Origin of the sequence: Candidatus Methanodesulfokora washburnensis (genome assembly GCF_003947435.1) — an archaeon.
GTDB lineage: Archaea > Korarchaeota > Korarchaeia > Korarchaeales > Korarchaeaceae > Methanodesulfokora > Methanodesulfokora washburnensis.
Window position 1 is genome coordinate 46,370 of sequence record NZ_RCOS01000066.1, and the last position, 14,969, is coordinate 61,338.

The 14,969-nt window shown below is 43.8% G+C and carries 13 protein-coding genes and 1 tRNA gene; 5 read left to right on the forward strand and 9 right to left on the reverse strand.

Annotated features, from left to right (window positions below; genetic code table 11):
* Position 1: 1 nt before the first annotated feature.
* Together D6D85_RS05135 and D6D85_RS05140 are read right to left on the reverse strand one after the other, a co-directional pair.
* On the reverse strand, positions 2-931 hold the full coding sequence (locus D6D85_RS05135) for a TIGR00269 family protein (protein WP_125671000.1): 930 nt from the start codon (positions 929-931) through the stop codon (positions 2-4).
* Positions 928-1,149 (reverse strand): TGS domain-containing protein, encoded by a 222-nt coding sequence (locus D6D85_RS05140; protein ID WP_125671001.1) that lies wholly within the window; start codon positions 1,147-1,149, stop codon positions 928-930. Before D6D85_RS05140 ends, D6D85_RS05135 begins: the two co-directional genes overlap by 4 nt.
* Before the next feature lie 10 nt (positions 1,150-1,159).
* Between D6D85_RS05140 and D6D85_RS05145 the strand changes: the two genes are divergently transcribed.
* The gene (locus D6D85_RS05145) at positions 1,160-1,861 is read left to right on the forward strand and encodes an acyltransferase (RefSeq protein WP_125671002.1); all 702 of its coding nucleotides are present in this window, start codon (positions 1,160-1,162) and stop codon (positions 1,859-1,861) included.
* Here D6D85_RS05145 and radA read toward each other — a convergent pair.
* Positions 1,858-2,856 carry a DNA repair and recombination protein RadA gene (radA, locus tag D6D85_RS05150; protein WP_125671003.1) on the reverse strand — a complete coding sequence of 333 codons (999 nt, stop codon included), beginning with the start codon at positions 2,854-2,856 and terminating at the stop codon, positions 1,858-1,860. The two genes, D6D85_RS05145 and radA, sit on opposite strands and share 4 nt — an antisense overlap.
* Before the next feature lie 40 nt (positions 2,857-2,896).
* Here radA and D6D85_RS05155 point away from each other — a divergent pair, with 40 nt between their 5' ends.
* Together D6D85_RS05155 and gyaR are read left to right on the forward strand one after the other, a co-directional pair.
* On the forward strand, positions 2,897-3,541 hold the full coding sequence (locus D6D85_RS05155; protein WP_125671004.1) for an N-glycosylase/DNA lyase: 645 nt from the start codon (positions 2,897-2,899) through the stop codon (positions 3,539-3,541).
* A 40-nt stretch (positions 3,542-3,581) separates the two neighbouring features.
* Positions 3,582-4,580, forward strand: a complete 999-nt coding sequence (gene gyaR, locus D6D85_RS05160; RefSeq protein WP_125671005.1) for a glyoxylate reductase — start codon at positions 3,582-3,584, stop codon at positions 4,578-4,580.
* A gap of 9 nt (positions 4,581-4,589) precedes the next feature.
* Here the strand turns inward: gyaR and mtnA are convergent, their stop codons facing one another.
* Genes mtnA through rpl12p form a run of 4 tightly spaced genes read right to left on the reverse strand, consistent with a single transcriptional unit; the run spans position 4,590 to position 9,293 of the window.
* Positions 4,590-5,594, reverse strand: coding sequence for an S-methyl-5-thioribose-1-phosphate isomerase (mtnA, locus tag D6D85_RS05165; protein ID WP_125671006.1), 1,005 nt, complete (start codon positions 5,592-5,594; stop codon positions 4,590-4,592).
* Between the two features lie 4 nt (positions 5,595-5,598).
* Positions 5,599-6,237, reverse strand: coding sequence for a DUF5616 domain-containing protein (locus tag D6D85_RS05170; protein WP_125671007.1), 639 nt, complete (start codon positions 6,235-6,237; stop codon positions 5,599-5,601).
* 26 nt (positions 6,238-6,263) lie between these two features.
* The gene (alaS, locus tag D6D85_RS05175; protein ID WP_125671008.1) at positions 6,264-8,951 is read right to left on the reverse strand and encodes an alanine--tRNA ligase; all 2,688 of its coding nucleotides are present in this window, start codon (positions 8,949-8,951) and stop codon (positions 6,264-6,266) included.
* Between the two features lie 33 nt (positions 8,952-8,984).
* Positions 8,985-9,293, reverse strand: coding sequence for a 50S ribosomal protein P1 (gene rpl12p / locus D6D85_RS05180; RefSeq protein ID WP_125671014.1), 309 nt, complete (start codon positions 9,291-9,293; stop codon positions 8,985-8,987).
* Between the two features lie 373 nt (positions 9,294-9,666).
* On the opposite strand from rpl12p, the gene D6D85_RS05185 reads away from it, so the two are divergent.
* Positions 9,667-9,897, forward strand: a complete 231-nt coding sequence (locus tag D6D85_RS05185) for a hypothetical protein (protein WP_125671009.1) — start codon at positions 9,667-9,669, stop codon at positions 9,895-9,897.
* A gap of 94 nt (positions 9,898-9,991) precedes the next feature.
* Here D6D85_RS05185 and D6D85_RS05190 read toward each other — a convergent pair whose 3' ends face one another.
* The gene (locus tag D6D85_RS05190; RefSeq protein WP_125671010.1) at positions 9,992-12,085 is read right to left on the reverse strand and encodes a COG1361 S-layer family protein; all 2,094 of its coding nucleotides are present in this window, start codon (positions 12,083-12,085) and stop codon (positions 9,992-9,994) included.
* Positions 12,086-12,428: 343 nt separating this feature from the next.
* Positions 12,429-14,054, reverse strand: a complete 1,626-nt coding sequence (locus tag D6D85_RS05195) for a hypothetical protein (RefSeq protein WP_125671011.1) — start codon at positions 14,052-14,054, stop codon at positions 12,429-12,431.
* A 484-nt stretch (positions 14,055-14,538) separates the two neighbouring features.
* On the opposite strand from D6D85_RS05195, the gene D6D85_RS05200 reads away from it, so the two are divergent.
* Positions 14,539-14,613: transfer RNA gene (locus tag D6D85_RS05200), tRNA-Arg, on the forward strand.
* Positions 14,614-14,969: the final 356 nt, after the last annotated feature.

Genomic DNA, 14,969 nt, shown 5'->3' on the forward strand with positions numbered 1-14,969 from the left:
ACTATCTTTCAATTACTTTCATTATCTCTGCTTTAAGCTGACATGCCTTGCAAACCCTTTCGGTTGTTGGCTCCCCGCATATCTCACATTTTCTCAGCTCAATTCCCTCAGACAACCTTGCTCTTGAGGCTGATATCATTTTTTCAGCTGATTTTAGTAAATTTAATTTGAATCCAGGATTTCTCAACTCCATGTTATCTAGAGCTCTCCTGATCCCTATTCTCATCCCCTGAGTTAGGGGGCACTTCCCAACATGCGCAGGAATTCCCGCAGCTATGCAATATGCAGCTACTTCCTTTTCGTACACATACATAAGCGGCCTTACCCTCTGAACCAAGGAGCTTGATGGAGGCTCCCTGCTCAAAAATCTGGAGAGAGCACTAACATCCCCTCTAGTCAAGTTCATGACAAATGTCTGGACTAGATCATCCAGATTATGACCTGTCACCACTTTAGTTGCCCCCCATTCCCTTGCAATTGTGTTTATCATCTGCCTCCTGAGCACACCACAGTACGTGCATGCAGTTCTCCTTTCATTCGGAAGCTTCTTCTCCCTTATCTCCTCTATTGAGAAGCCATGAAATTCCTTCATTCTTACTATTCTGTGCTCCACTCCAAGCTGTGATGTCAGCTTCATTGCCATCTCTATTGATGCCCTCCTATAGCTTGTCCCCTCATCAACAGTCAATGCCGCAACCCTTACATCAATCCCCTCTCTCTCAACAAATTCCTTAGTGAGAATAAGTGATAAGGAACTGTCCTTCCCTCCGGATAAAGCCACTACAGCAAAATCTCCATCCGAAAGATCTCTCCTAAGGACACTATATGCCCTTCTTCTGATAGATAAGAATAAGCAGCTTTCGCACAGAGCCTCTCTCTTATTTCTTATGTATATAATAGCTTCTCTCCCGCACCTATCGCACCTTCTCATCCTCTTCCTCCCACAGGGCTGAAGTGATATGTGATCCTTGTGAACATCACAACATCCCCTTCCTCCAAGTACCTGTCCTCCGGCGCTGGTTTTCCATTCACCAAGGCAATATAGCTCTCCCTGTTGTGGTCTGTCATATCATGAATATCTCTCACAGTGGTGTTCCAAGGAAGCTCTAAAAGCTCCCCCTGCACATAGACTTTTATTGTCCTTTCCACATGCTTCCACATGCTGTACATATCTAAAAAGTCTTCTATGGGGGGCATGCTGGAGGGAGACTCCATAATACTCGGATCCTCCGTTATAGGGAAGGGAAGCCTGATAGGAGTGGGGGTCATAATAGGGTATCCCAGCTACAGGAAGGTGAAGAATCTCATAGCAGAGGGAAAAATTAGCTTGGAATCATATGATGAAATCAGCGAGGGAAGCAGAATAGGCGAAAGTTGCGTGATCAGAAGCAGCAGCGTGATATATGAGGGAGCTGTTCTTGGAAGAGGTGTTCAAACAGGGCATAATGTGATGATAAGGGAGAACTGCATCATTGGGGATGGAAGCGTTGTGGGATCTCACAGCGTTCTCGATGGAAATGTGAAAGTTGGAAAAAATGTAAGCATTCAGACTGGCAATTATCTGCCTCCGGGAACTGTGGTTGGGGATGGAGTGTTCCTGGGTCCCTTCGTTGTGATAACAAACGACAGATATCCAGCCAGCAAAAGGCTGCTTGGCGTGGAAATAGAGGATAATGCAGTGATAGGGGCAAATTCAACGCTGATATCAGGGGTTAAAATAGGGAGAAACTCTGTCGTGGCTGCGGGTGCCGTAGTAACTAGGGATGTTGAGCCCGGGAAAGTGGTAGCAGGGGTACCTGCAAGAGTTATAATGAGCAGGGAGGAATATGATATTAAGAAGAAGGAGTATGAAGAAGGTTAAGCGTCCTCTATCCCATGCTCTGTTATCTTCACCTCAACGGAATCCTCTGGCAAGTAGGGGCTCTTAACAAGGGTTATCTGTCTCAGTCCCTTCTTTGATCTCCTTATGTAGAGCCTAGCTGTCACTCCATGTCCCAGTATATGCCCTCCTGCTGGCTTATTTGGATCACCAAAGAAAACGCTTGGATCAGCCACTACCTGATTTGTCACCAGAACAGCTGCATTGTAGCCTAATGCAAGCTTCAACAGCTTGTGCAGATACTTGTTTAGCCTCTGCTGCCTTGCTGCCAATGATTCCCTTCCAACATACTCTCCTCTAAAGTGGCTTATCAGGGAATCAACAACTATCAAGCCGACGTTTCTCTCCTTTATGAAAGGCTCTGCTTTCTCTGTCACTATCATCTGATGATCGCTTGTGAATGCTCTTGCATACATTATGTTCTTCAGGGCTGTCTCAGGATCAAGGCCGAATCTCTCAGCTATCTGTACTATCCTCTCAGGCCTGAAAGTGCCTTCTGTGTCTATGAAGAGAGCCGTTTTTCCAAGACCACCCTTGTCCTCTGGAAGTTGAACTGTGACCGAGAGCTGATGGCAGAGCTGCGTCTTGCCTGATCCATATGGACCATATATCTCTGTTATCGCCTGAGTCTCTATTCCTCCGCCTAGAAGGTCATCAAGCCCCTTTGATCCAGTAGTTATCCTCTTAACAGATCTCCTTTGAACATAGTAATCGTAAGCCGACATCACCTCAACATTCAACTTCTTTCTAGCTGCAGCTATTATCTTCTTTGCTGCAGCCTCAGTTATTCCTGTTGCTGCCGCAAGCTCAGAGCTGGTAGCCAGAACAAGGGATTCCAGAGTTGTGTAACCAGCTTCAACCAGCCTTTTTGCTGTAGCTGGGCCGACTCCTTCCAGCTCCTCCAGCTGATCTATGCTGGTCTCCTCAACTACCTCCTCCTCTTCCTCCTCTTCTTCAAGTTCCTCATCATCAGACATGGGTAACCCTAATAAACTTAGGAGAGGTGGGATATAAATTATGCGGCCCAGTTCGGAGAACGCTCTAGCAGAGATGATCAGATCATTGAGGAATGATTCAGAGCTGAGAAGAACTGTAGAGAGCAGATTGAGGGAGTTTGAGGAGATAGGAAGGATGGGATCAGATATATGGATGAAGGAGATGACCTTCTGTCTTTTAGCAGCAAATTACAGCGCAGTAACAGCATACAGAATAGCTGAATTGCTTTTCTCCTCAAATTTGCTGTTCAGAGGATCTAAAGAGGACATCAGAGATATGCTTATCAGAGAAGGCTACAGATTTCCCAACAGATCTGCTTATATTGTTAATGCGAGGGAAATAATAGATGAGATAAGAAGCGTTGTTCCAGATTTGAATGACTTCAAGGCTAGGGATTATCTAGTCAGCAGGGTAAAGGGCTTTGGAATGAAGGAGAGCAGCCATTTCCTGAGAAACACTGGAAGAAAAAATTTAGCAATAGTTGACAGACATATAATAAGAGTTTCCGTAGAATATGGTCTTATCGATCATGTGAGAAGCCTTACCAGAAGGAGGTATCTTGAGATAGAGGAAAAGCTCAGAGAAGTTGCCAACAGGCTTGAGATAACGCTAGCAGAGCTGGATCTGTATTTGTGGTACACAAAGACAGGATTCGTCTTTAGATAATATTTTTATTCTTTTTTTGACTGATTTTTAGGGGGATTAGATGAAGCCAAGCCTTTTCATGACAAGAGAGATACCGAAAAGAGGACTTGATATAATAAGAGAGAATTTCGATGTAGATCTCTGGCCTGATGAAGCTCCTCCAAGCAAGGAGGAGATAATAAGAAGGATAAAGGACAAGCAGGCTCTTGTCTCCCTTTTAACAGATCCGATAGATGAGGAGGTTATAAACTCGGCCCCAAATCTCAGGATAATAGCTCAATATGCTGTTGGATTTGACAACATAGACCTTAAGGCTGCTACAAAGAGGGGAATTTATGTGACCAACACACCTGAAGTCTTAACGGAGACGACAGCTGATTTTGCATTTGCTCTGATGCTAGCTGTGGCAAGGAGGGTTGTGGAAGCCGATAAGTATGTTAGAAACGGAAAGTGGAAAGTTGCGTGGCATCCTCTGATGATGCTGGGAGAGGATGTCCATGGAAGAACCTTGGGGATAGTCGGGCTTGGGAGGATAGGATGTGCTGTAGCTAGGAGAGCAAAGGGATTCGATATGAAGATTTTGTACTATGATGTGATCAGAAGGGAGGATCTGGAGAGAGAGCTGGGGATAAAATATGTGGATCTCGAGACCCTGCTGAGGGAATCCGATTTCGTGACAATTCACACTCCTCTGACGCCTGAGACCTACCACTTGATAGGGGAGAAACAGCTGAGGATGATGAAGAAAACAGCATTTCTGATAAACACATCAAGAGGGAAAGTTGTGGATCAGAAAGCCCTTTACAAAGCCCTTAAGGAGGGTTGGATAGCTGGTGCAGCTCTGGATGTGTTTGAACAAGAGCCTATATCAATGGACGATCCCCTTCTGGAGCTTGAAAACGTAGTTCTTGCTCCTCACATAGCAAGCGCAACTCATGAGACAAGGTCGAAAATGGCTGAGATAGTTGCAGAGAACCTGCTGGCCTTCAAAAGAGGGGAGATTCCGCCAACTCTTGTGAACAAGGATGTGCTGAATGTGAGAAAACCCGGATTTTCATGAAGCTTCGCATCAATGCCCCAATATCTTTTTTATAGATCTCCTGAAGGGCCTTCTTATTATCCCTTTTTCTGTTATTATCCCAGTAAGCAGGTCAGGAGGAGTCTCGTCAAAGGCAGGATTTATCACATCAACTCCCTCGGGTGCTATTTTTATCCCCCTTATTTTTGTCACCTCATCAGCAGGCCTCTGCTCTATCCTCACATCCTCCCTTCTGCTCCTCAAATCGAATGTGGAAGTTGGTGCAACTGAGTAAAAAGGTACTTTATGCCTTTTTGCCAGAACAGCTAGGTTGTATGTCCCTATCTTGTTGTAAACAGTCCCATCAGAAAGTATTCTGTCAGCCCCGACTAGAACCAGATCAACACCTATATTTTTCATCACATAACCAGCAGCTCCATCCACTATGAGCTTAACTGGAATGCCCGCATGAATCAGCTCAAAAGCAGTTATCCTAGCACCTTGAAGGACAGGCCTTGTCTCAAGAGCTATAACCTCCAATTTTTTCCCTTTCTCCCATGCAACATACACAGGAGCCAGAGCAGTTCCGTAATAAACTGTGGCCAAGGAGCCCGCATTGCATATAGTCATTATCCTCATTCCATCCTCTATCAGGGATGAGCCTATCTCCCCTATTCTCCTGTTTGTCTCGATATCCTCCTCCATTATCCTGATGGCCTCCTCCTCAGCTGCTCTTGCTATGTCATCAGAGGACTCGACTGCTCTCATAACCCTCTCTATTGCCCAGAATAGGTTTATTGCTGTCGGCCTTGTGCTTTTCAGGATATCAGCTGCTTTTCTAACCTCCTCTATTTTCCCGGATTTGGCTGCTATCGCAAGGCCAAATGCAGCCGCAACTCCTATGGCAGGAGCTCCTCTCACAGCCATTGATTTTATTGCATCAGCTACGGACTCAACGCTATCGCACTCTATGAACGCAAGCTCATCCGGAAGCCTCCTCTGATCGACAAGAACAAGCTTTCCATCAACCCAGCTCACAGTCCTCGGTAGATTCATCCAATCACCATATCACTATTATCTCAGCATTTCTCTTCCTAGCGATAAGCTCAGGTATATCAAGCACAGCTTTAGCTTTTTCTATCACAGATACATCACTGCTAGCTGATATCTCTCCTCTTGCCACAGCTGAGTCAGCATCTTTCTCAGCTCTGCATGACCAATCAACTCCCATCTCGGACATTATATCCCTGACCATCGAAGCAAGCTTTCCGCTTCCTGGATGAGGGCTATCGAAAATTATCTCCACGTATCCAGCTCCTATTTCTACAAGCTCCCTTATTACCTCTCTTATGGCCTCATTCGTCATATTTCCAGGCCTGTAAGATGAGTATGCAGCCCTAGCATCCCTTATAAAGCCATCTGTTGAGAGATAAACCGGTTTTCCGGATAGTATTTCCTCAACTGTCACCAATACATTAAGGCCATCAACTGAGATTGACCTTCCTCCAGCTAAGAAGGGAGGGATTTTCTTCAAAGCATTCCTCAGGGATTCATCAGGCCACCTTATCACCCTTTTCAGCAGGAGGATATCCTCCTTCCTCAGGGAGAACTTCTCAGATACAATTCTGAGAGATTGATCCCTGGAGAAGCCCATTGATGCAAGCATCAGCAGATATCTGGATGCCTCTTTGAGATCCACATGAGAGCATGTAAAATCTATATAAATCACTTTGCTGCTTTCCTCAGCTCCTCAAGCACTGCACTTTTGATCTCATCGTAAGAGGCTGATGTCGACCCTGTTGCGAAGGCATCTGATCCTCCTGCCCTTCCTCCAACTTTTGATACAGCATTTTTCAGCACACCGCTTGCACTTACATTGGTTGAGCTTCCAACCATGAAGTAGAGGTTCTTGTCCTCAACCAACAGGATGGCAAGATCTCCATTCTCCTTAGTAAATTTATCCATAACCTCTGTTATTATCGATCTATCGCTCAAATCAGTTCTAAGCGATACAAATCTCACATTGTTTATGGCCAAAGAACTTTCTATCTCCTTCTCCAGCAGAAGCTCAAGCCTCTTCCTTCTCTCCTCCCTGAGCTCCTTGAAAAGAGACCTGTTGTTAGCTAGAAGGGAGTTGAAAGCCTCTTCGACTTCATCAATTCCAGTGCCCAGCTTCTCCGCTATTCCCCTGAGCTTCTCATATCCATCCAGTGTTCTCTTAACAGCAGGCATCCCTGCGCTGAACTCAAGTCTCACAACCCCATCCTGTATCCTCCTACTCCTCCATATCTTTATAAGTCCGATCTCTCCAGTTCTCGTTACATGAGTCCCAGCACATGCCTGCACATTGAATCCGTCAACCTCAACTATTCTAAGCACTGGATCGGGCACAACACCTCCCTGATAGAGGACAAAGCCGTACTTCTTCTCAGCCTCATCCCTCGGCATGAAGAACTGCTTTACCTCCCTGTTCTCCATCACTATCCTGTTTGCGAGCATTTCTATCTCCTTTAGCTCCTCCGGCTCTATCTGCTTGTAGTGGGTTATGTCAAGCCTGCTTTCCTCCACATCTTTCTGGGCTCCTGTCTGCCAGACATGCTTCCCCAGCACAGATCTTGCAGCTCCGAGTATTATGTGAGTTGCTGTGTGATGCCTCATCAGGGATCTCCTTCTCTCAGCATCTACCCTGCCCTTCACATGTCCCCTGCTTATTGGCTTATCCACATGGTGAAGAACCCTTCCCCTCACTTTCTCCACATGCTTTACCCTTATCTCCTCCCCGTTGAATATGAAAACTCCTGTGTCCGATGGCTGCCCTCCTCCCTCAGGGTAAAATGCAGTCCTGTTCAATATGACAGCATCCCCTATTGCTCCAAGAACATCTGCCTCAAATTCAAGCATGTAGGGATCCTTGTAGAAGAGGAGTTCGGTCTCCGCGAACTCATCTATACCCTTCACCTCCCTGACCTCCTGCTGTCTCTCCCTCGGAGCTTCATGCCTAGATGCTACAAGTTCATAGAAGTTATCGGGTATCCTGATTTCTATTCCCTCCTCCTTGAGCACTTCAGCTGCTACTTCAGGCATTATCCCATGAGAATCATACATCTCCACAAGAAATTCCTCATCCACTTTCCTCTTCCTCGCCTCCCTTCTTATCAGATCTCTCCCTCTTTTAACGGTCTCCTCATACCTCTTCTGCTCTATATCAACGATCTCAGCTATCTTGTCCTCAGCCTCAAGAAGCTCCGGGAATGATCTCGACCAGTGATGTAGCTGCATTACGACAAGATCGGATAGGTTTACATCCGGGTTCAGGGATCTTGCAATCCTCAATGCCCTTCTTATAAGAAGCCTTCCTAGATAGCCCTCATCCACATTCGATGGTACAAGCCCATCTGATAGCATAAATGCTATGGATTTCGTGTGATCAAGGACTGAAAACGCCTTTTCCAATGGGCTAAGGGCCGAGTTGAGATACTCCGAATCAACTCCCATTTTTTTGGCTGCTTCCTTTCTCAGCTCGCTGAACCTGTTTCCAGCCTCTATCTTGGTCATAAGGGATGAAACCCTTGAGTAGGATTCCAGAAGCTTTTCATCAGGCCTCTCAACGTTAAGCACTTTCAGAAACTTGTCCAGCAGCTCTCCATACACAGCATCAAATGCAGTTGCCCTCCCACTAAGGAACCAAGTTATCCTCTCAAGACCATAGCCTGTGTCCACAACTTTTGTGTCCATCGGAATTAGCTGTGAGTCCTTCGTCCAGTACTCCATGAACACCAAAGTTGCTATTTCAAGCCCTCCTGCTATAGGCTCTACATCCGGGCCCGCATTGCCCCCTCCTATCCACACTCCCTCCTTATATGTTATCTCATCCTCATTAAGGCCAAGGACCTCTCTTGCATACTCATGGAATAGGCTTAGGGTCTCCTCCTTCCAGTACACCATCTTTCCCGGTCTGTTGAACGCATGATGTGCCATCATCTCGAATATGGTCAAATGCCTCCCCATTGTGAGGCCTACCTTGTCTATGTCCTTCATCCTTATGCATGGCTGAGATATGACAAGGGGATTTGCAGGAGGCGGAACTATACCTGCCGTGACAAAAGGCTGAAAATCAACTATAGATGCTGATGTTAGGAAGAGATCATCCCTCCATCTGGCTATAACTGGATATCTGTTCACTCTGGTGTGCCCCTTCTTTTCCATGAAGGAGAGAAAGTCCTCCCTCACTTCATCAATATTCTTCTCCTTTCTTCTTTTCCCAATGAAGGAGTAGGGCTCGCATGGAGCTTCTCCGCATGTTATCCTGTCTGGATCGCTCGTCCAAAAGTGTTCATTGCATATGGGGCATTTCTTTCTGATATAGCCATGCTCCTTGAAGAACTCCAGTTTTAGAGCTTCGCTTAGATCCATCGTGATCCTCTTGTAAAGAAGAATAATAAAAACTTAGCCGAAGAGACCGGCAAGTCCCTCCAGAGCCACTTCTTCTTCCTCTTTCTTCTCCTCCTTCTTCTTTTCCTCTTTCTTCTCCTCCTTTACCTCCTTCTTCTCAGCTACAGGAGGAGCCATTACCGGAGCTGCCTGTGCCTGCGCTAGTATCTTGTCTATGTCAACCTTGCTCAAGGTCTCAACAACCTGCTTCACCCTAGCCATATCTGGCTCTATTCCAGCAGCTTTTATCACGCTTGAAAGGGCATTCTCCTCCAGAGGTTTACCGAGCTCGTGCAGCAGAAGGGCAGCATATATGTACTCCAAGCCCATCACATCACCTACTCCTCAAAAGCAGAGGGGTTTTTAAAACTTTGCTGCGGACAACAATTTTATAAAGACTTATTATTAGTTATTGAATTCGGAATTGTTTAGGTCGTAAGTAGCATTAGAGCTCCCTTGAATGAGCTTTACAGAAAAAGGTGCCCAGAAAGCCCAGAGCTTTAGCCGTGGAGAGTGCCAAATTTCCGGTCTGGTGCAGAATAGAGAGCTGAATGAGCAAAAGAGGACTGATGAATTTCAAGATATCAAGAATCATAATCACTAACTTCTAATATAAGAATTGAACACATTCAATATTTAAACTTATATCTCTATACCCAACAGCAGGTTTTTCTTAAACCACTTATTATGTTTACATGTGGAGAGGACGGTCGAGGAGCTCAGAGAATATGAAGAGGAAGCTAGAGAGATAAGAAAAAGAAGGGCAAATTGGGATTTTATAAACTCACAATCTCCTAGGATAAGAGCCGCATTAATCTACTATATTGAGAAAGGAGATCTCAGGATCGCGCAGAAGCTCTCAGGCCTTCCTCTGGAGGATTTCAGGGAAATGCTGAGGAGAGCAGGGATACCTACGACCTACTTCTGAGTTTAGTGCTCAGGTGAAGGATAGCTGTAAATTAAGGTCTTTCAGAGTTCCATCAAAATTTTAAGAAATAATATTTTATAAAACAGCATTAGTTTCAAGCTCCAAGCCTTCTTCCAGTCTTTATTCTGAACGGAAGTCCCTTTGTAGCAGCTATGACGAACAAGGCAACTAGCACAACCCATAAGGCTAGAAGAGTTGCTGAGAACAGCCTCATCTCTATTGGGGTTATGACTAGAATATGATAGCTAAGGCCTCTTGTGTCCAAGTTGTAAGGGGAGCCATAACGCATGTACATTGCTTTATCGATATTTATGGATGTATTTCCAGCTGATACAGGCTTCAGAAGCATCTTAACCTCCACATTTCCATCGGGATCTATGGAGGAGCAGATAAGCCTTACCTTTGAGACATTTCCAGCTGGCTCATAGTATGGAGGGGAGCACTGCGCATTTACAGCTGTATCTATCTTGGGAGCTGTCACAAGCTGTAAAGATGCAGATAGGGTCATGTTCAGCCTGAAATCCTGAGCTTTTCCGGTTCCCTTGTTTGATATGACTATGGAGAACGGGAACATTGAGTTGACAACAGTAGCTGGTGGAGGCACCTCCCTCACGGTTATGCTCACCTCAGGCTTGACTATGTACACTATTATGGGCTCCTGCTGAGATGTAGACGCCTTGGTAAGCCCTGATTGATCCGTATATGTGGCCTTAGCAGGGCCGAATGTGGCAGTTCCAACGCTTTTGGCCCTGAGCTTGTAGCTCAGCGTAGCTGTTTCTCCAGGGTTTATCTTTGGGAATGTACCAGTTGTCTTCCCGCTGACAAGATCGAAGAACTCATTGGGATAGCTGTCTGACACTGATACGGAGAGAGCTGGTGCAGTTCCGTTGTTCACAATCGATATCATCACATCCAGCTCCTGATCCACGCCTATCTCAGTTGCTCCAACTGTTTTTCTCAGCACCAATGAGGCAATTCCAGGCTTCTTTACATCTATTGTGAAGTTCTTGCTCACACTGTAAAGGTTTTCCCTTATGTCCATGTAATTCACGGCTATCTGGAGCATGAAGGTCATCCCCTCAGTTCCCTGGGGTATGCTCATCGTGAACTCTATATCCTGAGTCATAGCTCCTTTAGGTATCTCAGGAAGGTTTACAGGAAACTTCTTCCCAGCTATTGTCAGAGGCTGGGTTATCGTTATGAAGGGACCTTTTGATGTCTGAGGCTGGACCTTCACATAGACAGAGGTGTTGAATGCTGAATCTCCTCCGTTGTTCTTCAAGTAAAACCTGAATGTAAGAACATCACCTGGGTTGACAAGAAGGCTTACAGACAGCGGGTTCTTCATTATTATCCAAAGCTCCGGATTTCCAGCCCTTCCCTTGTATTTTTCACCCACTATTATGAAGAAGGTCTTTGATACCGAAACTGTGGTGTTCTTGAAATCGTATACTATCTTGTCAGCTGTGCTTGCAGTTTTATTATATGAGAAAGCTGATTTATATGAAAGAGATAATCCAACCATGTAAGTTGCGTAGTACTTCCCTCCAGGATCAACTTTTGTCGTAAGTGTGAAGTCCTGTTTTGCCTTTGGGTCAAGGGATATGGAGTAATAAAGGGGTTTTGTTATGTTCTTCGGCGGAGACACCTGTAAAATTGATATATCACCGCTTCCGTTCACCTTCATCCAGTTTATCTGCAGTGTTGCATTGTATACAGGCTTATCTCCTATGTTTACAATGCTGAACGGTAAGTTGAAGACCTGTGCTCCCTCATACCTAGTGATATTTGAGAAAGTAGATTGAACATCAAGGACTTCTGCAGGGTTGAAGACCGAATCTTCTATGTTGAATGTGACACTGCTTTCTGTTTTACTGATGAGACTTATGGTAAATAACTCGCTTCCTGGCATTCCCCATATAGAACAGCCTCCGTATACAGACTCCCTATCTCCCTCCTCTCTCAGGTCGAAGCTTGTGGGTCCTCCTGATGGGCAGTACACAGTAAACGTTGCATATTTCTGGTATTGACCCTTTATCTCAACTTTTATGGAGTATCCCCCTCCTATCACTATCATTCCGCCATTATCCAGAGTTATTCCTCTTGCATAATATTTGGCAGGAGAAGATAGTGAGATGTTAATTGGAAGCAGAAGAAGAGCGAGCAAGAACAGGAAGGTCCATCTCATCAGCACACCTACTGGATATTCTGTTTCATTTTAAAAATTCTTGCTCACTTTAAGGCTTAGCTTTATCAAGCATAAAGTTAAATTTCAACCTATATACTATAGGGGCCTGTAGCTCAATCTAATTTCATTATTGAATTTATATTAAAATGAGTACGTTAGTACTAATAGTGAAGGTTTTAATAGAATATTTAAATTTTTCTTTTTCAAGATACAATTGTATCTGAACATTATTTCTCTAATGTTAGACACTAGCCAATGTCAAAAAGAAGAGTAAGGATTTTTATCTTAAAAATGAGCTAAAATCGCGCTCCTACGTGTACACCCTTAATCCATTTTCTGAGATCTAGGATGAGATCACTTTCACCACTTTCTCCTCACCCATTAGTCCCTCGCCAGATGTAGAAATTCTTATATAATAAGTTCCCTTCTTAAGAGGTTTTAAAATGTACTTAATATCTAAGGATTTTCCAGAGAATATAACAAATCCAGTTTCAATATTTTCAGGATATTTAAGAGAGATACTTAAAGCATCTCTTGGATAACTTATTGATGGGAGATAGATTCTATTTGAATATGGTAAATTATTATAAATTTTTACTATAAGATTTATTTCCTGTCCATTTGACACTGTGATGGTTGAAGGCACAAGCACCGTAAGAGCAGGGTGCAAAGAAAGAACTACATTCTTTACTGGCATATCATCCGATACTTCTATTTTTACTTTCTGGCTAACTCCTACTATTCTTTTATCATTTCCAATACTCTTATATGCAAGTAAGTAAAGTTCACCACTTCCAGAAAGTAGGATATCTTGAGCTTGTGATTTTACCGGAAGAACATTATCCGGAGCAGTGATGCAATGTAGGTATTCAAGTGCACTTACAGCCTTCATAGCTGGAAGTAAATTAGGAGCATATTTCTTTAATATATATTCTATTAATTTCTTAGTAGCACTATACTGGTCTGAAGGAATAGGATTAATTGCATCAATTGTACAAATTAGAAGTTTCTCTCCAAATGGCTTGTAAAATGATACTTTCAACTCATCATACTTAAGCTGATTTGAACTATCTATAATTAACCGTATTTTATAAGCACGCTGAACTCCTACTATACATCCAGAGGAATCCGTTATAACAATCGGCGTTAAGGCCTTTTCTGGGGAGGATAGTATCCCTAAAGCTACATTGGATGGTACATTGGATGGTAAGCGTATGCATCCTAAAGGCACAGTTATTGAGTCCATCGAAAGTAATAATTTGCTATAATAATCCCTTACCTCGATAATGACCGAACCCATCATTGAAGTGGGCTGGTTGATAATATAAGCCTCCATGGTGGCTTTTTTTGATTCTTTAGGTCCTAGAACAAATTCCTTTGTTGAAAGGCACCTATCTCCTCCGCTATATATTGAGCTCCCTTTTATACATACATATACATGCCGTGTAAATGAGTCTTTATTTATTAAAGTAAATAGAATACGTACCTGAGTACTTGAACCTAAATTATTAAATATAACGCCAAATTTATCTATTTTTATTTCTACTGATCCTGAAGGTGATGAAACTTGCTGAACTTGGATGTAGAAGTATTTCTCGTCGGCTTTCACCCATTGATTTCCATCCCAGTAGCTAACTGTGACTTTATACCCGTAGGTTCCCGGCTGGCTTGGTACTTTGAATGCAACAGTGTAGGAGAGAGTTCCCTGTCCAGATCTCTGCCTTTGATAATCAGAGTTGTACCAAACTTTGTTTCCTGCGGAATCCCGTATAGAGACTTCTATATAAGATGGCGTTGGGAAGCTGTATGATATGGATAATCTGACTGATACAGTATCACCAGTCCCTGCTGAGGATGGTGAATTAAGACTTACTATAGCTACTTTTATGTACCCCGCCGCAACTGGGTAGAGGTAGGTAGAAAGAATAAGGATCATGAAAACGAGCAGGAATACCTTCCTGCTGGACATTTCCATGCACCTCGAAAAAGGGGATTGAAAAATAAAAACTTTTCTATTTACATTTTACTAAGGTATTTAGCTATGAAATAAATGAGCAGAGCAGGCAATATCCTCGTTCTATAAGCCCATTTGTTTAGATTTCTTCGAGCTATGAGATTTTCTTGAGGAAATTCTCAGGATTAAATTTGATCTTCTTACCCTGAAAGCAATTAAACAAAAACCTCTGCTCTAGAGCGACATAGAGGAGGATCTGACTCATACTCAGGAAGAAAGTTATCTGTGTGTGCATTGCAATATCCGTTATCGCCTCTTTGTCTCCTTTCCTGTCACCTCCTTTAAGATCCTCAGGACCTTTTTACAGCGTATATCCTCTGTCCTCGTTGAAACTATTGAGTCAATATTTAAATAGCGCTAAGCTTTTCCTTCTCTTGATCCTCCTCGCCATTATATCCTTAAGCAGTAGAGGAGGGTCGATATAAAGTTGAGCTACGTAGGGCCCGTAGCTCAGCAAGGATAGAGCGACGGCCTTCTAAGCCGTAGGTCGCGGGTTCGAGTCCCGCCGGGCCCGTTTTTCTCAAAAGTGTGAGTTTAGGAGAAAATCTAGGGCTGGTTGATTATCTGACATAAAATCTGAGATCTAGTTTTAGAGTTTTCTAGTGGGAATGGGCATAGGGCTGATTAAGAGCCGTACAATAACAGTATGGTCAGGATAACTGGCTGAATGCTAAATCAAGGGAAAAAGCAAATATAAAAAATACAAAAAGCCTGATTAGGATCTTAGAGCTAATCAGCTAAAAATCAGCGATCAGCCCTTCAGCAGTTTTACTATCTCCGAGGGATCTCCTATTACGGGAACTCTCGCTACTCTTTCCATGCTAAGTTTTCCAAGCCATGGTATGCCAAATTGCTTTCCACTGTTGGGAT